19 protein-coding genes are annotated in these 20,868 nt (G+C 67.3%); 12 read left to right on the forward strand and 7 right to left on the reverse strand.

Going from position 1 to position 20,868, the window contains the following annotated elements:
• On the forward strand, window positions 1-176 hold a 176-nt coding region (locus GCN74_RS21985), incomplete at its 5' end, for a transposase (protein ID WP_152257550.1).
• Window positions 177-219: 43 nt separating this feature from the next.
• Here GCN74_RS21985 and GCN74_RS21990 read toward each other — a convergent pair.
• Window positions 220-1,068 (reverse strand): siderophore-interacting protein, encoded by an 849-nt coding sequence (locus GCN74_RS21990; RefSeq protein WP_152258651.1) that lies wholly within the window; start codon window positions 1,066-1,068, stop codon window positions 220-222.
• Between the two features lie 92 nt (window positions 1,069-1,160).
• Between GCN74_RS21990 and GCN74_RS21995 the strand changes: the two genes are divergently transcribed.
• Entirely contained in the window at window positions 1,161-1,754 is a 594-nt protein-coding gene (locus tag GCN74_RS21995) for a TetR/AcrR family transcriptional regulator (RefSeq protein ID WP_152258652.1), read from the forward strand.
• Window positions 1,755-1,767: 13 nt separating this feature from the next.
• On the opposite strand, the gene GCN74_RS22000 is transcribed toward GCN74_RS21995, so the two are convergent.
• Both GCN74_RS22000 and GCN74_RS22005 read right to left on the reverse strand, forming a co-directional pair.
• The gene (locus tag GCN74_RS22000; protein ID WP_152258653.1) at window positions 1,768-3,225 is read right to left on the reverse strand and encodes an ATP-binding protein; all 1,458 of its coding nucleotides are present in this window, start codon (window positions 3,223-3,225) and stop codon (window positions 1,768-1,770) included.
• Entirely contained in the window at window positions 3,222-3,956 is a 735-nt protein-coding gene (locus tag GCN74_RS22005) for a response regulator (RefSeq protein WP_152258654.1), read from the reverse strand. The genes GCN74_RS22000 and GCN74_RS22005 overlap by 4 nt, the downstream gene beginning before the upstream one ends.
• Window positions 3,957-4,125: 169 nt before the next feature.
• Here GCN74_RS22005 and GCN74_RS22010 point away from each other — a divergent pair, with 169 nt between their 5' ends.
• The 6 genes from GCN74_RS22010 (at window position 4,126) to GCN74_RS22035 (ending at window position 10,322) form a co-directional block, all read left to right on the forward strand.
• Window positions 4,126-6,528 (forward strand): TonB-dependent receptor, encoded by a 2,403-nt coding sequence (locus GCN74_RS22010; protein ID WP_152258655.1) that lies wholly within the window; start codon window positions 4,126-4,128, stop codon window positions 6,526-6,528.
• Window positions 6,528-7,274: a tetratricopeptide repeat protein gene (locus tag GCN74_RS22015; protein WP_152258656.1), complete on the forward strand. Its 747-nt coding sequence runs from the start codon at window positions 6,528-6,530 to the stop codon at window positions 7,272-7,274. The genes GCN74_RS22010 and GCN74_RS22015 overlap by 1 nt, the downstream gene beginning before the upstream one ends.
• Before the next feature lie 9 nt (window positions 7,275-7,283).
• Window positions 7,284-7,973, forward strand: a complete 690-nt coding sequence (locus GCN74_RS22020) for a Fe2+-dependent dioxygenase (protein ID WP_152258657.1) — start codon at window positions 7,284-7,286, stop codon at window positions 7,971-7,973.
• A gap of 43 nt (window positions 7,974-8,016) precedes the next feature.
• Window positions 8,017-8,283, forward strand: a complete 267-nt coding sequence (locus GCN74_RS22025; protein WP_152258658.1) for a UBP-type zinc finger domain-containing protein — start codon at window positions 8,017-8,019, stop codon at window positions 8,281-8,283.
• Between the two features lie 69 nt (window positions 8,284-8,352).
• On the forward strand, window positions 8,353-9,018 hold the full coding sequence (locus GCN74_RS22030; protein WP_152258659.1) for a response regulator transcription factor: 666 nt from the start codon (window positions 8,353-8,355) through the stop codon (window positions 9,016-9,018).
• Window positions 9,012-10,322: an ATP-binding protein gene (locus GCN74_RS22035; protein WP_152258660.1), complete on the forward strand. Its 1,311-nt coding sequence runs from the start codon at window positions 9,012-9,014 to the stop codon at window positions 10,320-10,322. The genes GCN74_RS22030 and GCN74_RS22035 overlap by 7 nt, the downstream gene beginning before the upstream one ends.
• 62 nt (window positions 10,323-10,384) lie before the next feature.
• Here the strand turns inward: GCN74_RS22035 and GCN74_RS22040 are convergent, their stop codons facing one another.
• Together GCN74_RS22040 and GCN74_RS22045 are read right to left on the reverse strand one after the other, a co-directional pair.
• Complete coding sequence (locus tag GCN74_RS22040; RefSeq protein ID WP_152258661.1) at window positions 10,385-11,023, reverse strand: NAD(P)H-dependent oxidoreductase; 639 nt, start codon at window positions 11,021-11,023, stop codon at window positions 10,385-10,387.
• Between the two features lie 121 nt (window positions 11,024-11,144).
• A complete protein-coding gene (locus GCN74_RS22045; protein WP_152258662.1) occupies window positions 11,145-12,143 on the reverse strand; it encodes an aldo/keto reductase in 999 nt (332 codons plus the stop codon).
• A 101-nt stretch (window positions 12,144-12,244) separates the two neighbouring features.
• On the opposite strand from GCN74_RS22045, the gene GCN74_RS22050 reads away from it, so the two are divergent.
• Complete coding sequence (locus tag GCN74_RS22050; RefSeq protein ID WP_152258663.1) at window positions 12,245-13,153, forward strand: LysR family transcriptional regulator; 909 nt, start codon at window positions 12,245-12,247, stop codon at window positions 13,151-13,153.
• Here GCN74_RS22050 and GCN74_RS22055 read toward each other — a convergent pair whose 3' ends face one another.
• Together GCN74_RS22055 and GCN74_RS22060 are read right to left on the reverse strand one after the other, a co-directional pair.
• Window positions 13,154-14,251 carry an ATP-binding protein gene (locus GCN74_RS22055; protein WP_152258664.1) on the reverse strand — a complete coding sequence of 366 codons (1,098 nt, stop codon included), beginning with the start codon at window positions 14,249-14,251 and terminating at the stop codon, window positions 13,154-13,156.
• Window positions 14,251-15,000 (reverse strand): response regulator, encoded by a 750-nt coding sequence (locus tag GCN74_RS22060; RefSeq protein ID WP_152258665.1) that lies wholly within the window; start codon window positions 14,998-15,000, stop codon window positions 14,251-14,253. The genes GCN74_RS22055 and GCN74_RS22060 overlap by 1 nt, the downstream gene beginning before the upstream one ends.
• A gap of 133 nt (window positions 15,001-15,133) precedes the next feature.
• Between GCN74_RS22060 and GCN74_RS22065 the strand changes: the two genes are divergently transcribed.
• Genes GCN74_RS22065 through GCN74_RS22075 form a run of 3 tightly spaced genes read left to right on the forward strand, consistent with a single transcriptional unit; the run spans window position 15,134 to window position 20,867 of the window.
• On the forward strand, window positions 15,134-16,306 hold the full coding sequence (locus GCN74_RS22065; protein WP_152258666.1) for an efflux RND transporter periplasmic adaptor subunit: 1,173 nt from the start codon (window positions 15,134-15,136) through the stop codon (window positions 16,304-16,306).
• Between the two features lie 26 nt (window positions 16,307-16,332).
• Window positions 16,333-19,485 (forward strand): efflux RND transporter permease subunit, encoded by a 3,153-nt coding sequence (locus GCN74_RS22070; protein ID WP_152258667.1) that lies wholly within the window; start codon window positions 16,333-16,335, stop codon window positions 19,483-19,485.
• On the forward strand, window positions 19,485-20,867 hold the full coding sequence (locus GCN74_RS22075) for an efflux transporter outer membrane subunit (RefSeq protein ID WP_152258668.1): 1,383 nt from the start codon (window positions 19,485-19,487) through the stop codon (window positions 20,865-20,867). Before GCN74_RS22070 ends, GCN74_RS22075 begins: the two co-directional genes overlap by 1 nt.
• Window position 20,868: the final 1 nt, after the last annotated feature.

A 20,868-nucleotide genomic window follows, 5' to 3' on the forward strand; every position in this document is an offset into this window, starting at 1 on the left:
GTCGAGGTGGAGCGCCGCCGCGCTTTGACGCACAAGCTTACAAAGGCCGCAATGTCGTCGAGCGCGCAATCAACCGCCTGAAAGATTTCCGTGCCGTCGCAACTCGCTACGATAAACGCGGACACAACTATCTGGCAGTCGTGATTATCGCAACAATGATTCTATGGCTCCTCTGAAATCAGTCAGATAGACCCTAGCGCGCGCCGCGACCGGCGCTGCTCACACCTCGACGGCCAGGTCGTCGAAGTCGGCCAGGGTGCCGCCATTGGCGATCAACTGCTCGAAACTTTGCCGGCGGCGCAGATCGATGTCCGTGTTGCTGACGCCCCGTTTCCAGTAGCCCGCCACCAGCACCTGCTCTTTCGCCAGGCCCGCATCCATGCGCAAATACTGGCGGATGGCGCGCATTTCATCGCGCTCGCCGGCGCCCCAGATGACGTAACCGTGCGGGTCCGGCAAGGCCCGGGCCTGGGCTGCCAGCGGTCCGTCCGGCGCCACGTGGTCCGTGCCCAGGCGCTGCAATGCCAGGCCCGGCACGGCGGGTAATTCTTCGAACGCGGCGGCATCATCGGTCACGACCCAGCCGATGCCGGCGGCGCCGGCGGGCCATTGCCGCAACATGGCGTACAGGGCGGGAATGCCCGTTTCGTCGAGGAAGAGGGCGATTTTCTTTTCGGCACCGGCAGGAATGACGAATTGCGGGCGCGGTCCCGTCAGGCGGAAGACATCGCCCGCGCGCAGCTTATTACCCCAGCGCATCATCGGACTCGCGTGTGCATGCCGCACGATATCGAAGGCAAACGTTCCTGCCTGCGCGTCAAAGCTGCGCACGGTGTAGATGCGCGAGGCGCCGCCGTACGCGGGTCCGTCGAGATGGATGCGGAAAGCCACGTTGGGCAGGGCCCAGTGGGGATCGTCGCCGGAACGCGCCAGGCGGGCCGTGACGCGCAGCACGCTGGGAACGGGGTGCGCGATGGCGACGACGGCGGCCGTCACTTCATGCAGGCTGCGGTCATGCTCGGCGTTGCGCAGGGGGCCGCCGGATTGCTGTTCTGGGGGTGTTGCCATGGTAAGTACTCCTTGGTATTGGGTAATTAGTTTCATCATGCTAAACTAATTATCTGAAACCGACAACGCAGCTGCCGCCACGGACAATCACGATGACTATTGCCACAACTTCGCCCCGTCCCGGGCGTCCCGCCAGCATCACGCGCGAGCGCATCGCGGACGCGGGCATCGCGCTGGGCTTGCCCGCCATGACCTTCACGGGCGTGGCCGCCTTGCTGGGCGTCAGCCACGTGGCGCTGTACAAGCACGTGGCGCACCTGGCCGCGCTCAAGCTGCTGGTGGCCGAGGAGATTTTTTCGCGCTGGCAATTGCCGGCGCCCGGCGAGGATGGCCTGGAGAACTACCTGCTGCGTTTCAGCGCTTCGCTGCGCGCACTGGTCAAGTCGCACCCGGGGCTGGCGCCCTACCTGCTGCGCAGGAAAGCGACGACACCGGCCATGCTGGCCCGCATCGACGCCCACCAGGCGCAGGTGGCGCACGCCTACCAGTTGCCGAAGCAGCGCGCCCGCTGGCTGCTGTCGACCGTGGCCTTGCATTGCGTGGCGCTGGCCGACACCGCGTATGCGCCGGCCGGCGATGCATGGGATGACGAGGACGCTAACGATAGCGACAGGGCCATCGAGGCCGAGTTCGACCTGGGCATGCGCGCGCTGGTGACCGGGGCGCTGGCCATGCCAGCGCAGTGATGCCGCCCCCTGGCTACGCCTGCGCGTGCTCCGGCCGCCATTGCCCGCTGGCGCGCGGCAGCACCAGGGTCACCACCAGGCCCCGTTCCTCGCCATTGCGCAAGGATAATTCACCATGGTGCGCCAGCGCCACCGTCTGGGCGATGGACAGGCCCAGGCCGAAGCCGCCCGTGGCGGCGTTGCGTGATGTTTCCAGCCGATAAAACGGTTCCAGCGCCCGCTGCAGCAGCGCTTCGGGAATGCCGGGACCGTCGTCGCGCACCTCGATCGTCACCTCGCTTGCGTCGTCTTGTACCAGCACGCGGGCCGCGCCGCCATAGCGGATGGCATTGTCGACGATGTTTTGCAGGCAGCGCTTCAGGCTGCGCGGGTGGGCGGGCAGGGGCGCCGCCTGGCCCGTAATGCTGACCTGGCCGCCCGTTTCCGCGCAATCGCTGCGCAGGCTGGCCAGCAGGCTGTCGATATCGACCATCTGCCGCTGTTCGTGCAAGCCGCTGTCCTGCACCATGGTCAGGGTGGCACCCACCAGTGCATCCATTTCATCGAGGTCGCGGCGAAATTTCACGCGCTCCCCCTCGCCGGGCAGCAGCTCCGTGCGCAGTTTCATGCGCGTGATGGGCGAGCGCAGGTCGTGCGAGACGGCAGCCAGGAAGCGCGTGCGCTCGGCGATATTGTCGATCAGGCGGCGCTGCATGGCGTTGAACGCCTGCGATGCCTTGCGCACTTCCGTGGGACCATGCGTGCCCAAGGGCGGGCTGAAGATGTTTTCGCCCAGCTTGTCGGCCGCGCTGGCCAGCTTGCCCAGCGGCTGCATCACGAGGCGCACGGCCAGCCAGGCCAGCAGCAGGATGGCGGCGATGCGCAGCACGTAGATGCGCAGCAGATAGTCGATGGCGGCCGCGCGCGGCGCCGTGCTCATGCCCGCCTGGCCTTCGCGCGCTTGTGCCTGCAGCCAGGTGCCGTCGTGCAGGCGCAGCTGGACGACGAAGTGGCCCGTGGGGAAGGGATCGCGCAGCAGGGTCAGCCAGTTGCCTTCGCGGGGCGCCGCGTGCGCCAGTTCGCTGGCCAGCACGCGCACGCCATGATGCGCCAGTTCATCGGCCTGGCCGCCCAGGCGCTGGCGCAGCACGTCGAGGAACAGTTCGCTGCTGAAGACGTCGTTGCGGTCCAGGGGCGGCGGCGTCGCGGCGGGGCCGTCGACGGCCCGCACGTTAAAATCGGCGCTGCTGATGGCGGCCAGCATGGCGGGGCGGCTGGCGGCCGGCACGGCGTCGAGCATGCGCACGGCGTCGGCCAGGCGGGTGGCGGCCAGGCGCGTGGGAATTTCCATCGCCTTGCCGTAGCGCATGTCATACCAGATGGTGCCCGTCAAGGCCTGCGCGGCCAGCATGCCGAGCACCAGCACCAGGGCCAGGCGGCCCGACAGGCTGCGCGGCCACAGCCGTTGCAGCACGGCGGCCAGGCGCCTCATTCTTCGTACGCCACGTCGGCGTTGAGCATGTAGCCGCCATTGCGGATGGTCTTGATCAGGGCCGGCAGGCGCGGATTGTCGCCCAGCTGCTGGCGCAACCGGCTGACGCACACGTCGATCGAACGGTCGAAGGGCAGGCTTTCCTTGCCATACACGGCGGCCAGCAGGAAGTCGCGGCTCAGGGTGCGTTTCGGATGGTCGAGCAAGGCCCGCAGCACCAGGTAGTCGGAACTGCCCAGCGACAAGGTCACGCCTTGCGGCGAGCGCATCTGGCGCGCCCGCGTGTCGAGCTGCCAGCCTTCGAAACGCAGCGTGGCGATGCGGTCCGCTTCGTGCTTTTCCGGGAAGCTGCGGGCGCGGCGGATGATGACCTTGATGCGTGCCAGCAATTCGCGGGGATCGAAGGGTTTCGGCAGGTAATCGTCGGCGCCCACTTCCAGGCCCACGATGCGGTCGACCAGGGTGCCGCGCGCCGTCAGCATGATGACGGGAATGTTGCGCCGCGCGCGCAACTGGCGGCACAGTTCCAGGCCGTCGTCGCCGGGCAGCATCAGGTCGAGGATGATCATGTCGATGGGCGTGCTGGCCAGCACTTGCCACATTTCATCGCCACCGGACGCCGCGTGCGCCTGGTAGCCTGCACCGTCCAGATATGCCGACAGCAATTGCCGGATTTCCCCATCGTCGTCGACGATCAATACCTGGTCCGCCCGTTTCGTTCCTGTAGCCATGTTCCTGCTGTCAAAGGTGATGTGTTGCGCATTTTTGTAATGGCATGTGACGGCCATGCTGCGCCAACACATTTCATTACATTCCCGCCCGCGGGCCTGTTCTGGCCCTGCCAGCCGGCCATTATAGTACCTGTAGTGAGAATCATTACAATCCGCAAAGGGAAGCGACATGCATCAGGAGAAACAATTCAGCCGCAGCAATAGCACGGCCAGGACCATCGAATCGTTGTTCGGCCAGTACGGCAAGCTGTCGGCCACCGCCGGGGTGGCGTTGACGTCGCTGGGCGCCACGGGCGCGGCCCTGGCCGCCGATGCGGCCGATGCGGCCACTTCGGCCGCCACGCAGCCGCAGCAATTGAACGAGGTGGTCGTCAAGGCCGAGCGCGAAGCGCCCGCCTACAAGCCGGAACACCTGAGTTCGGCGAAATTCGCCCAGCCCCTGCGCGACACGCCGCAAAGCATCACCATCGTGCCGCGCGAAGTGCTGACGGAGCAAAATGCGCAAAACCTGCAGGACATCCTGAAGAACGTGCCCGGCATCACGTTTACGTCGGGCGAGGGCAACCTGGGCTGGGGCGATTTGTTTACCATCCGCGGTTTTTCTTCCGAGCAAAGTCTGACGGTGGACGGCATGCGCGACGCGGGCATGTCCAGCCGCAACGACACGTTCAACCTGGACCAGGTAGAAGTGTTCAAGGGCACCGGTTCCATCGAATCGGGCACGTCGGCCGTGGGCGGTACCGTCAACCTGGTCAGCAAGGAAGCCAGACTGGGCAATGCGAATACGGCGTCCTTTGGCGTGGGCAGCGCGGCCTACCGCCGCGTGACGGCCGATGTGAACCGGCAGCTGGGCACGGGCAGCGCCCTGCGGCTGAATGTCATGAAGCAAAAGAACGACGCGGCGGGGCGCGACGTGACGAACAACGAGCGCCAGGGCCTGGCCTTGTCGGCGGGCACGGGCCTGGACAGCGCCACGCGCGTGTGGGTCGACCTGTTCCACCAGGAAGATGACAACGTGCCCGACGGCGGCTTGCCGATCCAGCGGGGCACGGGCGGCCAGCCCATGGCCAACGTGCCGCACAGCGCCTGGTTCGGCGCCGATAGCTACACCCAGCGCACCACGTCGGATGCGGCCAGCATCAAGGTCGAGCACGATTTCGCGCCGGGCGTGAAGCTGCGCAACCAGACGCGCTGGGCGCTGACGGACAATCTGTCCGTGCTGTCGCCGGCCCGTTTCAATGCAGCCAGCGCCAATGGCGCCACCCTGGGCACGTCGCTGGGCTACACGGGCGTGGGCGGCTTGACGAAAATCAATGGCATTGCCGCGTACGCGGATGCCAGCAACAAGACGGATGCGTATGGCGTGCTGCGCGGCAGCGATTTCGGCACCTCGAAGCGCTACAGGATACTGGCGAACCAGACCGATGCCAGCGTCGCCTTTGACACGGGACCCGTGCGGCACGAAGTGGTGGCGGGCCTGGACCTGTACCGCGAAACCTATGGCGACTACCAGCGCACGGTGAATGCCCCCGCGGGTACCCTGTGGTTCGACATGGCCCATCCGCAAGTGGCGCAGGGCAGCGTGGCCACCGTCAAGGGCAATGGCGGCCTGGAATCGGTCATCAGCAATGCGGGCCTGTACGTGACGGACGCCATCCGTTTGACGCCGCAATGGCGCATGGTGGCGTCCCTGCGCTACGACCACTGGAAGGCGGACACGTCGCTGAAGGGCGTGCATACCTCGCACAGCAGCGATGGCGCCGCCAGCGGCCGCCTCGCCGTCCTGTACAAGCCCGTCGACGAGGCCAGCCTGTACCTGGCGTACGCGCAGGCGGCCCAGCCGTCGGCCCTGGGCGCCTCGACGAACAATGCCATCTACGGCTCGGCGGCGGCATCCGCGTATGCGCCGGCCACGTCGAAGACCATGGAGCTGGGCGGCAAGTGGGATGTGCTGCGCCACCGCCTGGCGTTGACGGGCGCCATTTTCCGCACGCAAGTGAGCGATTCCTGGGAGTACGGCGACGACGAAGTCTCGCCCGTGCGCGCCTTGCCGGCCAAGCGGGTCCAGGGGGCGGAACTGGGCGTGCAGGGCAATGTCACGGAGCAATGGTCCGTGTATGGCGGCATGTCGCGTCTGATGAGCATGCAGACCAAGGGCGCCAACCGCGGCAGCGAAGCGAAGAATGTGCCGGACTGGACCTTCAATCTGTGGACCTCGTACACGCCGACGGCGGGCCTGGTGCTCAGCTATGGCGCACAGTACGTGGGCGAGCGCCGCTATTCGGACAATGCCTATGTGGGCGGCTTGAACAATAACAGCAGCACCGTTGCCGGCCCCGCGGGCAAGGCGCCCACCTATGTGTTCGACACGGAAAAGGCGCCGTCGTACTGGGTGCAAAGCCTTGCCGCCCGCTACCGGGTCAACCCGCGCCTGGCGCTCAACCTGAACGTGCAAAACCTGGCCAACAAGTTTTACTGGGCGCGCATCGGTTCCTCGCTGGATGGTTTCCAGCTGTACGGCGTGCCCGGCGCCAGCCGCAGCGTCAGCCTGAGCGCGGACCTGAGCTTCTGATGCCGGCCAGTGTCAAGGCGCTGGGCCAGCTGCCGGCGGCGCACTGGTCCGCCATGCTGTCCGGCGCCGATGGCGATGGACAGCAGGCGCTGGCGTGGCTGCAGGCCGCCGCCCGCCAGGGCGTGCCGCGCGCCCAGGCGATCCTGGCGCAGCGCCTGCTGGTGGGGCAGGGCGTGCCGCCCGACCCTGCGCAAGCCGTGCACTGGTTCCGCCAGGCGGCCGCGCGCGACGATGTGGAAGCCGTCAACATGCTGGGCCGCTGCCTGGAAAACGGCTGGGGCGTGGCGGAGGATGCGCAGCTGGCCGTGTACTGGTACCGGCAGGCGGCCGCAGGCGGGCTGGACTGGGGCATGTACAACCTGGCGAATCTGCTGATGAGCGGCAAGGGCCTTGCCGCCGACCGGCCTGCCGCGCTGGCGCTGTACCGCCAGGCCGCCCGCCTGGGCCACGCCAAGTCCATCAATATCCTGGGCCGTTTTTATGAAGAAGGCTGGGAAATGCTGCCCGACCCGGCGCAGGCGGCCGTGCTGTATTGCCAGGCGGCTATCGGCGGCGACTTTCGCGGCCAGTTCAACCATGCGCGTTTGCTGTTGCTGCGGGGCAAGCCACAGCAGGCCGTGGCCTGGCTGCGTCGCATTCCCGTCACGGCCACGCCCGCGTTCATGGCCAATCTGCACCCGTGGCTGGCGCAATCGGATGTGCCCGCCGTACGCGCGCTGGCGGCCGAACCATTATTTATTGAATAAGAGAGCAACATCATGCTGCATTTGAAAGCCGTGCTGAACGCAGCCGAACTGGCGCACGCGCGCACGGCGCTGGAAGGCGCCGATTGGGAAGATGGCAGGGTCACCTCGGGCAGTTTGCCGGAGAGTATCAAGCGCAATGGGCAATTGCCCCAGCAGGGACCGCTGGCGCAGCACTTGCAGCAGCTGGTGCTGCAAGCCTTGCGCCGCAACCAGCTGTTCTTTTCGGCCGCCTTGCCGCGCCACATCGCGCCGCCCATGTTCAGCCGCTACGACGGCGAACGCCGGGACTACCTGGACGAGCACGTGGACGTGGCCATGCGCTACCTGCCCGATGGCGGGCGGGTGCGCACGGACCTGTCCTGTACTTTATTCCTCAGCCATCCCGAGGAGTACGAGGGCGGCGAGCTGGTGCTGGCCGACAGCTGGCGCGACGAGCACGTCAAGCTGGCGGCTGGCGACATGCTGCTGTATCCGGCCGACAAGATCCACCGGGTCAATCCCGTCAGCAAAGGTTGCCGCTATGCCAGCTTCTTTTGGCTGGAAAGCATGGTGCGTGACGAAGCCCAGCGCCGGCTGCTGTTCCAGATGGACCGCGACCTGATGCTGCTGCGCGTCGAAGAGCAGCACGCGACGTCCACGGCCGTGCTGGGCCTGACGGGCGCGTATCACAACCTGCTGCGCATGTGGGCGCAGGGCTGAGCGCATTTGCGCTACCATGCCTGCATCGTCGAAGGAGAACAGCATGAGCGAGGCTTGCCGGCATCTGCAGGATATCCATACCCGTGGCGCGAATGGCGATGGCTGCGAGGAATGCCTGAAAACGGGCGACAGCTGGGTACACTTGCGCGTCTGCATGGTGTGCGGCCATGTGGGCTGTTGCGACGACTCGAAAAACCGGCATGCGGGCCGGCACTTCCACGCCACGGGCCACCCCATCATCCGCTCGAAGGAGCCGGGCGAAACCTGGGGCTGGTGCTATGTGGACCAGCTGTTCTATGACCCGATCTAGCCGGCCATCCGATGGCTTGCCGCCAGCCAAGGTAAGATGACGGTATTTTCAAGACTGTGAGAGGCCCGGGTGCGCGTGCTGCTGGTGGAAGACGATCCGATGATCGGGGAAAGCCTGGTCGAGGGCTTGCGCGGCGAGTGCTATGCCGTGGACTGGGTGCGCGATGGCCACGATGCGGAGCTGGCGCTGGCCGGCTTTGACTACGATCTGATGCTGCTGGACCTGGGCTTGCCCGGCAAAGAAGGCATGGATGTGCTGCGCGGCGCGCGGGCGCGGGGCGCCGGGCTGCCCGTGCTGATCATCACGGCGCGCGACGGCACGCCCGCGCGCGTGGCAGGGCTCGACAGCGGCGCCGACGACTACCTGGTCAAGCCGTTCGACCTCGACGAGCTGCTGGCGCGCATCCGCGCGCTGCTGCGGCGCCGCGTCAGCCGTTCGCGCTCCGTCATCGAGCATGGCGCGCTGACCCTGGACCTGGCCAGCCACGATGTCACGTTCGAGGGAGAACAGATCAAGTTGCCGCCGCGCGAGTTTTCCGTGCTGCGCGCCTTGCTCGACCATCCGGGCAAGGTGGTGTCGAAGCGCCAGCTGGGCGAAAAGCTGTATGGCTGGGATAGCGAAGTGGAAAGCAATACCGTCGACGTGTACGTGTACCAGCTGCGCAAGAAGTTCGGCGCGGACTGCATCCAGACCGTGCGCGGCGTGGGCTACAAGATGCGGGTAGCATCTTGCTGACCCTCCGCCGCCAATTGCAGCTGGGCTTGCTTGCCGCCACCTTGCTGTGCGTGCTGGGGGCGGGCATTTCACTGTTCCGCTCGCTGCTGGAAGAAACCAATGAACTGGCCGATCTGCAGCTGCGCCAGCTGGCCGTGGCCTTGCCCGACGAATTCGAACCGCAGACGGGCTTGCCCGCCGCGCAGGACCCGGAAGAAGCGTTCGTGCTGCAGGCGTGGGACGAGGACGGGCAGCCATTGCCCGTCTTGCCGGACCAGCCGCAATTGCCGCGCTATGCGCTGGCCGGCTTTGCCGACGTCCTGGTGCAGGGCGAGGACTGGCGCCTGTACGGCGTGACGCGGCGCGGCCGCTACGTGCAGGTGGCGCAGGCGCAGGCCGTGCGCGACCAGCTGGCCTGGCAAATGACCGTGCGGGCGGGTGCGCCGCTGCTGGCGTTTGCGCTGCTCCTGGGGCTGCTTATCGTCGTCGTGGTGGGACGCGCGCTGGCGCCCCTGCAGCGACTGGCCGCATCGGTGGCGGGCCGTTCGCCCGATGCGCTCACGCCGCTGGCAGCCGACGACATGCCGCCCGAACTGCGGCCCGTGGCGCTGGCGCTCAACAGCCTGATGGGGCAGTTCGAGGCGGCGCTGACGGCGCAGCGCACCTTTGTCGCCGATGCCGCGCATGAATTGCGTTCGCCGCTGACGGCATTGAAACTGCAGCTGCAGGTGGCCGAGCGCGCCGCCAGCGAAGAAGAACGCCGCGTGGCCCTGGCGCGCCTGCATGAACGGCTGGACCGCAGCACGCATCTGGTGCGCCAGCTGCTCAGCCTGGCACGCCATGAGACGGCACTGGCGGCCAGCCAGCTGCACACGGTGGACCTGGGGCAGCTGCTGGAAGCGGCCGTGGCCGACCACAGCGCGCTGGCAGACAGCCGCGAGATCGACCTGGGCGTGGTGGAAACGCTGCCGGCCACGGTGCTGGTGCAGGCGGACCCGGACGGCTTGCAAGTGCTGCTGAATAACCTGATCGACAACGCCTTGCGCTACACGCAGCAGGGCGGCCGGGTCGATCTGCAGGCGGCGCTGGAAGAGGGCCGGCCCCTGCTGCGCGTCTCCGACAACGGCCCCGGCGTGCCGCGCCAGCACCATGCGCGCCTGTTCGACCGCTTCTTCCGCCCCGACGGCAACGACGCCTGGGGCTGCGGCCTGGGACTGTCCATCGTGCGCCACATCGCCGAGCACCACCAGGCCGACATCGCGCTGGCCGACGGGGAGGCGGGGCGGGGCTTGCAGGTGACGGTGCGCTTTCCGCAGGCGGCCTGAACGGACAAAAAAAAAAGCGGATGCCGGCGAGGGCATCCGCTTTTCAGTCGCAGGCGAAGCGCTTACGCCAGCTCGGTGATGAATTGCGCGCGCGCGGGGCGCACTTTTTTCAGGTCCACCAGCCAGTCGCCTTCGCCGGCGCGGTAGCCCAGCGGCAACATGACGACGGAGCGCAAGCCTTTTTCGCGCAGGTTCAGGATTTCGTCGACCTTGGCCGGATCAAAACCTTCCATCGGCGTCGAATCGACTTTTTCCTGCGCCGCGGCGATCAGGGCCGTGCCCACGCCGATATATGCCTGGCGCGCCGCGTGCTGGTAGTTGGTTTCCGCGTCGCGCTGCGGATACGAGGCCAGGATCTGCTGGCGGTACGCTTCCCAGCCTTCATTCCTGAAGCCGCGCACCTCGTTGACGAGGTCGAAGCGCTGGTTGATACGTTCCACCGTGTAATTGTCCCAGGCGGCAAACACCAGCAGGTGCGAGGAATCCGTCACCTGGGCCTGGTTCCATGCATGCGGCTTGATCTGCTCGCGCAGGGCCGGATTCGTCACCACGAACACTTCATACGGGTGCAGGCCGCTGGAGCTGGCCGTCAGGCGCACGGCTTCCAGGATGCGCTCGACTTTGTCTTGCGGCACCGTTTTCGCCGGGTCCATCTTCTTGGTGGCGTAGCGCCATTGCAATGTTTCGAGCAAATCGGACATGTAAATCCCTTTCATAATGAATAGTTCAGATTGGAAATGATAGCGGATTCGGCCATTTCAAGTGCGGCGGCTAAAAGAACTTGTCGTTCGTGCCCAAATTAGCGCACTCGGGCAATGTTGTCTACAGGCCAACCATGGCAAGTTCCACCGCGGGGTAGCGCGCGCCCTGCACGGCGGCGGGCGCGATGGCGGCGCCGATGGCGGCCAGCTCGCCTGCGTTCAGCGCGACCTGCGCGGCGGCCACATTCTCTTCCAGGTGCGCCAGGCTGCGGGCGCCGGGAATGGGCACGATGTCGCTGCCTTGCGCCAGCAGCCAGGCCAGGGCCAGCTGGGCCGCCGTGACGCCGCGCGCCGCCGCCAGGCCTTGCAGCGCAGCCACCAGGCGCCCGTTGGCCGCCATCGCCGGCGCCTGGAAGCGGGGCAGGCTGTGGCGGTAGTCGTCGGGCGCCAGCGTGGCGCTGGAAGGAAGCTGGCCCGTGAGGAAGCCCCGGCCCAGCGGGCTGTAGGGCACGAAGCCTATGCCCAGTTCGCGGCAGGCGGGCAGCACCTGCGCTTCCACGTCGCGGCTCCACAGCGAGTATTCGGATTGCACGGCCGCAATCGGGTGGACGGCGTGGGCGCGGCGCAGGGTGGCGGCCGACACTTCCGACAGCCCCAGGTGGCGTACCTTGCCCGCCCGGACCAGCCCGGCCATGGCGCCCACCACGTCTTCGATGGGCACGGCGGGGTCCACGCGGTGCTGGTACAGCAGGTCGATGCTGTCGATGCCCAGCCGGGACAGCGATGCCTCCACGGCCCGCACGATGTGTTCGGGCCGGCTGTCCACGCCCGCCATGCGTTCCACGCCCTGGCCGTGCGGCAATATCCTGAAGCCGAACTTGGTGGCGATGCTCACTTTGCCGCGCAGCTGCTTCAGGGCGCGCCCCACCAATTCCTCGTTGGCGTAGGGGCCGTAGACTTCCGCCGTGTCGATCAGGGTCACACCCAGTTCCACGGCGCGGTGCAGCACGCGCAGCGAGGTTGCCTCGTCCGCGCCGCCGTACGCAAAGCTCATGCCCATGCAGCCCAGGCCGATGGGGGCGACCTGCAGGCCGGAGGTGCCCAGTGTTCTGTATTCCATTGCCATTCCTTTTCCAAAAAGAGGCAATCAGTATGCTGGAAGGAACACCATGCGATAAGATCGCTTATCCTGCATGTATTACTGAATATGGTTCATGAATAATGGCTGACCTGAATGAATTGACGGCCTTTGCCGCCGTCGCCCGCCTGCGCAGCTTTCGCAAGGCGGCGCTGGAACGGGGCGTGTCCGCCTCGGCCCTCAGCCATGCGCTGCGCGCGCTGGAAGAGCGCCTGGGCGTGCGCCTGCTGAACCGCACCACGCGCAGCGTCACGCCCACCGAGGCGGGGCAGCAGCTGCTGGCGCGGCTGGCGCCGGCCATGCGCGAAATCACGGATGCCCTGCTGGACCTGAGCACCTTGCAGGATGTGCCCGCAGGCAAGTTGCGCCTGAACGTGCCCCGTCCCGCTGCCCGGCTGCTGCTGGCGCCCATGCTGGCCCGTTTTGTCGCCCGCTATCCGCGCGTGCAAGTGGAACTCGTCACCGATGACGGCATGATCGACATCGTGCGCGACGGTTTTGACGCGGGCATCCGCTTCGGCGAGCACGTGGCGGCCGACATGATCGCCGTGCCCGTGGGCGCGCCGCAGCCGTTCGTGGTGGTGGCGTCGCCCGCCTACTTGGCGGCGCATGGCGCACCAAGCACGCCGCGCGCGCTGCTCGAACATGCCTGCATCGGCCGGCGTTTTCCCAGCGGGCGCCAGTATGCGTGGGAGTTCTGCCAGGCGGGCGAGGGCGTCAGCATCGCCGTCGGCGGCCCGCTGGTGTTCGACGATGACGAGCTGATGCTGCGCGCGGCCCGCGACGGCGCGGGACTGGCGTATGTGTACGAAGCCGATGCGCGCGCCGATATCGCGGCGGGGCGGCTGGTCTGCGTGCTGGAGCGCTGCCTGCCGCCGCCGCCCCGTTACTTCCTGTACTACCCGGGCCGGCGGCAGATGCCGGCCGTCTTGCGCGCCTTTGTCGACATGCTGCGCGCCGATGCGGCCATGCCGCCGCAGGCACCCGCGTAGTCAGCCTGCGGCCGGCGGCGCGCCATGCTCGACGGGCCATTTGACGGTGAACACGCTTCCCCCGAGGCCGCCGCCCGCCTTGCCGCGCGTGCAGGCGGCGCTGCCGCCGTGGGCGCGGGCGATGGCCTCGACCACGGCCAGTCCCAGGCCGCTGCCCGCATTCAGGTCGACCCTGGCGCTGTCGCCGCGGCGGAACGCTTCGAACACGTGCGGCGCCAGTTCCTCCGGAATGCCGGGGCCCGCATCCTCGACGCTGAGGTAATACTGGCCCGCCTGCACGCGGGTGCGCACGCGCAGCAGGCCCGGATGCGCATAGCGGCGGGCGTTGTCGAGCAGGGCCAGCACGATTTGCCGGATGCGTGCCGCGTCGCAGCAGACGGGATGGTCGGACAGGTGCAATTGCAGGGTAAAGCCGGCCGCTTCCATCTCCGGCGCCAGCAGGCGGCCCACTTCCCCGATTTCCAGGGTCAGGTCCGTCCACGCCATGCGCAGCTGCATGTGGCCGCTGTCGGCCAGGCTCAGGGTGCGCAGGTCCTCGATCAGGCGGCCCAGGTCTTCCACTTGCGCCAGCAGGCTGGAAAACGGCACTTCCTCGGGCTTGAAGACGCCGTCGACGACGCCTTGCAGGGTGCCGCGCAGGATGGTCACGGGCGTGCGCAGCTCGTGCGCGATGGCCGCATTCCACGTTTCGCTCTCCTTGGCCGCCCGCTGCAAGCGTTCGGCCATGCTGTTGAAGTCGTCGACCAGCATGGCCGTCTCGCCCAGGCTGCGGTCGCCCGCGAACGCGCGCGCGGACAGGTCGCCATGCGCCACGCGGCGCACGCTGTCCATCACGGAATTGATCGGTTTGAGAATGCGCGAAGCGAGCTTGATGGCGAAAAACGCCGCCAGCCCCAGGCCGAAGATGGTGATGGCGAAGATCCACAGCCATTCGGCCGTCGTGGGCGACCAGTCGTCCGGCTCGGACAGCATGCCGGGGTCGATCTTGAAGGCGATGGCAAAGAAGGTCCAGGAACCGATCCAGATGAGCAGGATGCCGCTGACCATCAGCACGGACATCGACAGCACGATCTGCCGGTTCAAGCCTGTGAAGCGCATCAGAGCTCGCTTTCCAGCCGGTAGCCCACGCCGCGCAGGCTGGCCGGCATGTTCATCACGCCCGCTTCCTCCAGTTTCTTGCGCAGCTTGCTGACATGGCTGTCCACCGTGCGCTCCAGCGAATTACTCTCGGGCATGCAGGACTCCAGCAGTTCCAGGCGGCTGCACACGCGGCGCGGCGTGCGCGCCAGGTGGGCCAGCAGGCGGAATTCCGTCAGGGTCAGGCTGAGGGGCACGGGCACGCCGTCGCGCAGCACGCTGGCCACATACGTTTCCTGGTCGATTTCGATGGGGCCGCAGCGCAGGCGCTGGCCGCCCACCGGGTGGTGGCGCACGCGCGAGCGGCGCAGCACGGCCGCCACGCGGGCCACCACTTCGGCCGGATTGAAGGGCTTGATGATGTAGTCGTCCGCGCCCACGCGCAGGGCGGCCAGCTTGTCCGCATCCTGGTCGCGCGCCGTCAGCATGATGACGGGCGTTTCGCCGCGCCGGCGCACTTCCGTCAGCACACCCCAGCCATCGACACGGGGCATTTGCACGTCGAGCAGCAGCAGGTCCGGCGCCAGCGCCAGGTGCTGGTTCAGCGCTTCCTGGCCATCGGGCGCGAACGCCGTGCGGTAGCCGTCGCGCTCCAGGTAGCCGGACAGGATGCGGGCGATTTGCGGTTCGTCTTCGGCGATCAGGATGAGGGCGGAAGGCGGCGTGGTGGCAAGGAAGGAGGGTTGCGTGGAGCTGTGGAGATAGTTCATGCAAATAGTCTAGCATTCTTCGCTCTCTCCATCGAATCTCCACATTTCTTTGACGGAACATCCACGCAAGCCTTTTATGCTGCGCTTATCTGTCGACCGGACCGCCGGTTGGGATCTGCCATAGAGAAAGACCATGCATCCGAGCCACCTCACCAAGAAAAACATGTTGATCGCCGCGGCACTGCTCAGCCTTGCCGCCTGTTCCAAACCCGCGCCGGAAGAAGGCGCCGCACCGCCCGCCGCCGTGACGGTGCTCAAGCTGCAGGCGGCGCCCGTGCTCCTCAGCGACGAATTGCCGGGCAGGGTAGCAGCCTTCCGCACAGCCGACATCCGCCCGCAGGTGGGCGGCATCGTGCTGCGCCGCCAGTTCGAGCAGGGCGCCGAAGTGCAGGCGGGGCAGAAGCTGTTCCAGCTGAACCCCGCACCGTTCCAGGCGGACGTCGATTCGGCCGCCGCCGCCCTGCAGCATGCGGTGGCCACGGCCAACCGCGCCAGCAGCCAGGCCGAGCGTCTGAAACCGCTGGTCGAGGCGGACGCCATCAGCCGCCAGGCGTACGACGATGCCGTGGCCCAGCGCGAGCAAGCCGTGGCCACCGTGGCGCAGGCGCGGGCCAGCCTGGCGCGCCGCCGCCTGGACCTGGCCTTTGCCAGCATCGAGGCGCCCATCGCGGGGCGCATCGGCTCCGAACTGGTGACGGAAGGCGCGCTGGTGGGCCTGGCCGATGCTGCGCCGATGGCGCGCATCCAGCAGATCGACAAGGTGTATGTCGACGTGCGCCAGCCGGCCGCTGCGCTGGCCGCGCTGCGGGCCGCGAGCGCGGACGGCAAGGGCGGCGCAGACAAGCTGCCCGTCACCATCCTGGGCGCCGATGGCCAGCCGCATCCCGTCATGGGGCGCATCCTGTTCTCCGGCATCAGCGTCGATGCGGGCACGGGCGACGCCGTCATCCGCGTGCTGGTCGACAATCCGCAGCGCCAGCTGTTGCCGGGCATGTTCGTGCGGGCCCGCATCGCTCGCGCCGTGCAGGCCGACGGCGTGCTGGTGCCGCAGCAAGCCGTCTTGCGCGGCAGCGACGGCCAGGCGCAGGCCTGGGTACTCGACGGCGCGCACAAGGCCAGCCTGAAACCGGTAACCGTGGGCGACGTGGTCGAGCACCAGTACGTCGTCAACGGCGGCCTGAAGGCGGGCGACACGGTCGTCATCGAAGGCCAGGAACGTTTGCAGCCGGGCGCCACCGCCGCGCCCCAGCCGTGGAAGCGGGCCGCCGCCGTTGCCACCGCAGCTCCCGCCAGCGCCGTGCGCTGACCAGTACTTGTTGAAAGCTTAATGACATGCCTCAATTCTTCATCAACCGCCCCGTCTTTGCGTGGGTGGTGGCGGTCTTCATCGTCCTGTTCGGACTGATCGCCATACCGCAATTGCCGATTGCGCGCTTCCCTTCGGTGGCGCCGCCCAGCGTCAGCATCAGCGCCAGCTACCCTGGCGCCACGCCGCAAACCATGAACGATTCCGTGGTGGGCCTGATCGAGCGCGAACTGTCGGGCGTCAAGCACCTGCTGTATTTCGAGTCGTCCACCGATACCTCGGGCTCGGCCTCGATCACCGTCACCTTCCAGCCCGGCACGAATCCGGAAATGGCCCAGGTGGACGTGCAAAACCGCCTGAAAGCCATTGAGCCGCGCCTGCCGCAAGCCGTGCGGCAAAACGGCCTGACGGTGGAGTCGGCATCGTCCGGCTTCCTGATGATCGTCAGCCTGATTTCCGAGACTGGCCAGCACGACGAAGTGGCGCTGGGCGACTACCTGGCGCGCAACGTGACGGAGGAATTGCGCCGCATTCCCGGCGTGGGCAAGGTGCAGCTGTTCGGCTCCGAGCGGGCCATGCGCATCTGGGTCGACCCGGCCAAGCTGGTGTCGTACAACATCGCCATGGGCGATATCACGGCCGCCGTGGCGCAGCAAAATGCGCAGATCGCCCCGGGCCGCCTGGGCGATTCGCCCGCCGTGCACGGCCAGCGCGTCACCATTCCGCTGACGGTGCAGGGCCAGCTGCAAACGCCGGCCGAATTTGCCGCCATCGTGCTGCGCGCGAATGCGGACGGCTCGAAAGTGACCATCGGCGACGTGGCGCGCGTGTCGCTGGGCGCGCAGAGCTTCAATTTCAGCATCCGCGAAAACGGGCAAGCCGCCTCGGGCGCCGCCATCATGCTGTCGCCCGGCGCCAACGCCGTGCAGACGGCCAGCGCTGTGCGTGCGCGCATGGCTGAACTGGCGCACACCATGCCGGCCGGGATCAAGTACTCGGTGCCGTTCGATACGGCGCCGTTCGTGAAGATCTCGATCGAGAAGGTCGTCGTCACCCTGCTGGAGGCGATGGTGCTGGTCTTCCTCGTCATGTACATGTTCCTGCAAAAGATACGCTACACCCTGATTCCCGCCATCGTCGCGCCGATCGCCCTGATGGGGACGTTTACGGTGATGCTGCTGGCCGGTTATTCCGTCAACGTGCTGACCATGTTCGGCATGGTGCTGGCCATCGGCATCATCGTCGATGACGCCATCGTCGTGGTGGAGGCGGTGGAACGCCTGATGGCCACGGAAGGCCTGTCGCCGAAGGAAGCGACGTCGAAGGCCATGCGCGAAATCACGGGCGCCGTGGTGGGCATCACGCTGGTGCTGACGGCCGTGTTCATCCCCATGGCCCTGGCCAGCGGCTCCGTGGGCGCCATCTACCGCCAGTTCACCCTGGCCATGGCCGTGTCGATCCTGTTCTCGGCCTTTTTGGCGCTGACCCTGACGCCGGCCCTGTGCGCCACCATGTTGAAACCCATCGGTCCGCACGACCATGACAAGAAGGGCTTCTTCCTGTGGTTCGACCGCCAGTTTGAGCGCATGACGGCCCGCTATGAAAAGGGCGTGGTGGCCATGCTGAAACGCGCGGGCCGCTCGATGGTGGTCTACGGCGCCATCGTCGCCGCATTGGGCGTGGCTTTCGTGCAGCTGCCGTCGGCCTTCCTGCCGGAAGAAGACCAGGGTTATTTCATTACCTCGATCCAGCTGCCGTCCGACGCCACCATGGAGCGCACGCTCGATGTCGTCAAGCTGTACGAGCAGCACGTGGCCACGCGGCCCGGCATCGAGGTGAACCAGTCCATTCTGGGCTTCAGCTTTTCCGGCGCGGGACCGAATGCGGGCCTGGCCTTCACCATGCTGAAGGACTGGAAGCAGCGCAACGGCGCCACGGCGCAGGAAGAAGTGGCGCTGGCGCAGGCCGCCATGTCGCAGGCGAAGGAGGGCGTGATCATGAGCCTGATGCCGCCCGCCATCGATGAGCTGGGCAATTCGTCCGGTTTTTCCCTGCGCCTGCAAGACCGCGCCGGCCAGGGCATCGCTGCCCTGCAGGCGGCGCAGAACCAGCTGCTGGGCCTGGCCGCGCAAAGCAGCAAGGTGGCGGGCGTGTATCCGGACGGCTTGCCGCCCGGCGCCAGCGTGCGCCTCGATATCGACCGCACCAAGGCGGAAGCGCTGGGCGTGTCGTTTACGGCCATTGCCGACATGCTGACGGCGGCCATGGGCTCGACCTATGTCAACGATTTTCCCAACGCGGGCCGCATGCAGCAAGTGATCATCCAGGCCGATGCGCCGTCGCGCATGCAGTTGAACGACGTGCTGGCCTTGCGCATCCGCAATAACGCGGGCGGCATGGTGGCCCTGGGCGAACTGGTGCGCCCCGTGTGGAGCGAATCGCCGCTGCAACTGGTGCGCTACCAGGGGTATCCTGCCGCGCGCATTTCGGGCAGCGCCGCGCCCGGCGTCTCGAGCGGCGACGCCATGCTGGAAATGGAACGCCTGGTAAAACAGCTGCCGCCCGGCTTCGCGCTGGCCTGGACAGGACAATCGCTGCAGGAGAAGGAATCGGCCTCGCAAGCGCCCATGCTGATGGCGCTGTCGATGCTGGTGGTCTTCCTCGTGCTGGCGGCCCTGTATGAAAGCTGGAGCATTCCCGTGTCCGTGATGCTGGTGGTGCCGCTGGGCTTGCTGGGCGCCGTGCTGGCCGTGATGTTGCGCGGCATGCCGAACGACGTGTTCTTCAAGGTGGGCATGATCACCATCATCGGCCTGTCGGCGAAGAATGCCATCCTGATCGTCGAATATGCGCGCCAGCTGCAGGCGCAGGGCAAGGGACTGGTCGAGGCGACGGTGGAAGCGGCCCGCCTGCGCCTGCGCCCGATCCTGATGACGTCGCTGGCGTTCGCGCTGGGCGTGGTGCCGCTGATGCTGGCCACGGGCGCCAGCGCCGAGACGCAGCACGCGATCGGCACGGGCGTGTTCGGCGGCATGATCACGGCCACCGTGCTGGCCGTGTTTTTCGTGCCCGTGTTCTTTGTCGTGGTGCTGGGCGCCGTCGACAAGCTGGCAAATTATTTCTTAAAAGACAGTAAGCGCAATCGCACCGCGGTCAAAGCGGTGGAAGGAGAGTCGTAATGCGTTCCATATTCATCATGCCCCTGGCCGCGCTGGCCTTGTCGGCCTGTTCGCTGACGCCGCCGCTGGTCAAGCCGGCGCCGCCCATCCCCGCCAGCTACCATGCGGGCGAGGCGGCCGCGCCGGCAGGCATGGCCGGCACTGCCGCCGACCTGGGCTGGCGCCAGATGCTGCTCGATGCGCGCCTGCAGCGCCTGGTCAGCCTGGCGCTGGAAAACAACCGCGACTTGCGCGTGGCTTCGCTCAACGTGGAAGCCGTGCGGGCCCAGTACCAGATCCAGGATGCGGCCCGCTATCCGGCCATCGGCGCGAATGCGGGCGGCGTGCGCCAGCGCGCTGCCGATGGCGTCACGCAAAAACAGTTCACGGCCGGCATCGCCATGAGCGCGTTCGAGATCGACCTGTTCGGCCGCCTGGCTTCCCTGTCGGACGCGGCGTTTGCCCGCTACCTGGCCACGGAGCAGGGCCAGCGCGCCGCCCACATGGCCTTGATCGGCGGCGTGGCCGATGCCTACCTGGAGCAGCGCCTGGCCGAGGAACAGCTGGCGCTGGCGCGGCAGACCCTGGCCGACTGGCGCCAGGCCCTGGTCCTGACGCAGCGCCTGCATGGCGCGCAGCAGGGCAGCGGCCTGGACGTGGCGCAAGCGCAAGGGCAGGCGGCCACGGCGGAGGCTGACGTGCAGGCCCGCGAGCGGGCCAGTGCCCTGGCGCGCAACAACCTGGAACTGCTGCTGGGCGCGCCATTGCCCGCCGACTTGCCCGCCGGCCGCGCGCTCGACGGCCAGCCCGTGCTGACGCAGCTGCCGCCCGGCTTGCCATCGGACCTGCTGGCGCGGCGACCCGACATCGTGCAAGCCGAATACGCGCTGGTGGCGGCGAATGCGGAAATCGGCGCCGCCCGCGCCGCCTTCTTCCCCCGTCTGTCGCTGACGGCGTCGCTGGGTTTTGCCAGTCCGGAGCTGGGCGACCTGTTCCGCGGCAGCGCGCGCAGCTGGTCGTTCGCGCCGCAAGTGACGCAGCCGCTGTTCCAGGGCGGCCAGCTGCGCGCGGAATTGCAGCTGTCGCGCCTGCGCAAGGACGTCGCCGTGCTGCAATACGAGCAGGCGATCCAGGCGGCGTTTCGCGAGGTGCGCGACGGCCTGGCCGGCAGCGCCACGTATGCGCAGCAGATCGCCGCGCAGCAGCGCGTGGTGGCCGCGGCGCAGCAGCGCCAGCGCCTGTCGCAGCTGCGCTACGACGCGGGCCAGGACAGCCGGCTGGAATTGCTCGACGCGCAGCGCCAGTCGTATGCGGCGCAGCAAGCCTTGCTGGACGCGCGGCGCGACCAGTTCAAGTCGGCCGTGGCCCTGTACAAGGCGCTGGGGGGCGGGCTGGAAGAGTAGG

Source organism: Janthinobacterium sp. FT14W, assembly GCF_009208755.1.
GTDB classification, from domain to species: Bacteria; Pseudomonadota; Gammaproteobacteria; order Burkholderiales; family Burkholderiaceae_D; genus Janthinobacterium; species Janthinobacterium violaceinigrum.

Coding starts and splice junctions, on each gene's coding strand:
- GCN74_RS21990 (WP_152258651.1), bottom strand. CDS start 1,068: ATGGCAACACCCCCAGAACAGCAATCCGGCGGCCCCCTGCGCAACGCC.
- GCN74_RS21995 (WP_152258652.1), top strand. CDS start 1,161: ATGACTATTGCCACAACTTCGCCCCGTCCCGGGCGTCCCGCCAGCATC.
- GCN74_RS22000 (WP_152258653.1), bottom strand. CDS start 3,225: ATGAGGCGCCTGGCCGCCGTGCTGCAACGGCTGTGGCCGCGCAGCCTG.
- GCN74_RS22005 (WP_152258654.1), bottom strand. CDS start 3,956: ATGGCTACAGGAACGAAACGGGCGGACCAGGTATTGATCGTCGACGAC.
- GCN74_RS22010 (WP_152258655.1), top strand. CDS start 4,126: ATGCATCAGGAGAAACAATTCAGCCGCAGCAATAGCACGGCCAGGACC.
- GCN74_RS22015 (WP_152258656.1), top strand. CDS start 6,528: ATGCCGGCCAGTGTCAAGGCGCTGGGCCAGCTGCCGGCGGCGCACTGG.
- GCN74_RS22025 (WP_152258658.1), top strand. CDS start 8,017: ATGAGCGAGGCTTGCCGGCATCTGCAGGATATCCATACCCGTGGCGCG.
- GCN74_RS22040 (WP_152258661.1), bottom strand. CDS start 11,023: ATGTCCGATTTGCTCGAAACATTGCAATGGCGCTACGCCACCAAGAAG.
- GCN74_RS22045 (WP_152258662.1), bottom strand. CDS start 12,143: ATGGAATACAGAACACTGGGCACCTCCGGCCTGCAGGTCGCCCCCATC.
- GCN74_RS22050 (WP_152258663.1), top strand. CDS start 12,245: ATGGCTGACCTGAATGAATTGACGGCCTTTGCCGCCGTCGCCCGCCTG.
- GCN74_RS22055 (WP_152258664.1), bottom strand. CDS start 14,251: ATGCGCTTCACAGGCTTGAACCGGCAGATCGTGCTGTCGATGTCCGTG.
- GCN74_RS22060 (WP_152258665.1), bottom strand. CDS start 15,000: ATGAACTATCTCCACAGCTCCACGCAACCCTCCTTCCTTGCCACCACG.
- GCN74_RS22065 (WP_152258666.1), top strand. CDS start 15,134: ATGCATCCGAGCCACCTCACCAAGAAAAACATGTTGATCGCCGCGGCA.
- GCN74_RS22070 (WP_152258667.1), top strand. CDS start 16,333: ATGCCTCAATTCTTCATCAACCGCCCCGTCTTTGCGTGGGTGGTGGCG.
- GCN74_RS22075 (WP_152258668.1), top strand. CDS start 19,485: ATGCGTTCCATATTCATCATGCCCCTGGCCGCGCTGGCCTTGTCGGCC.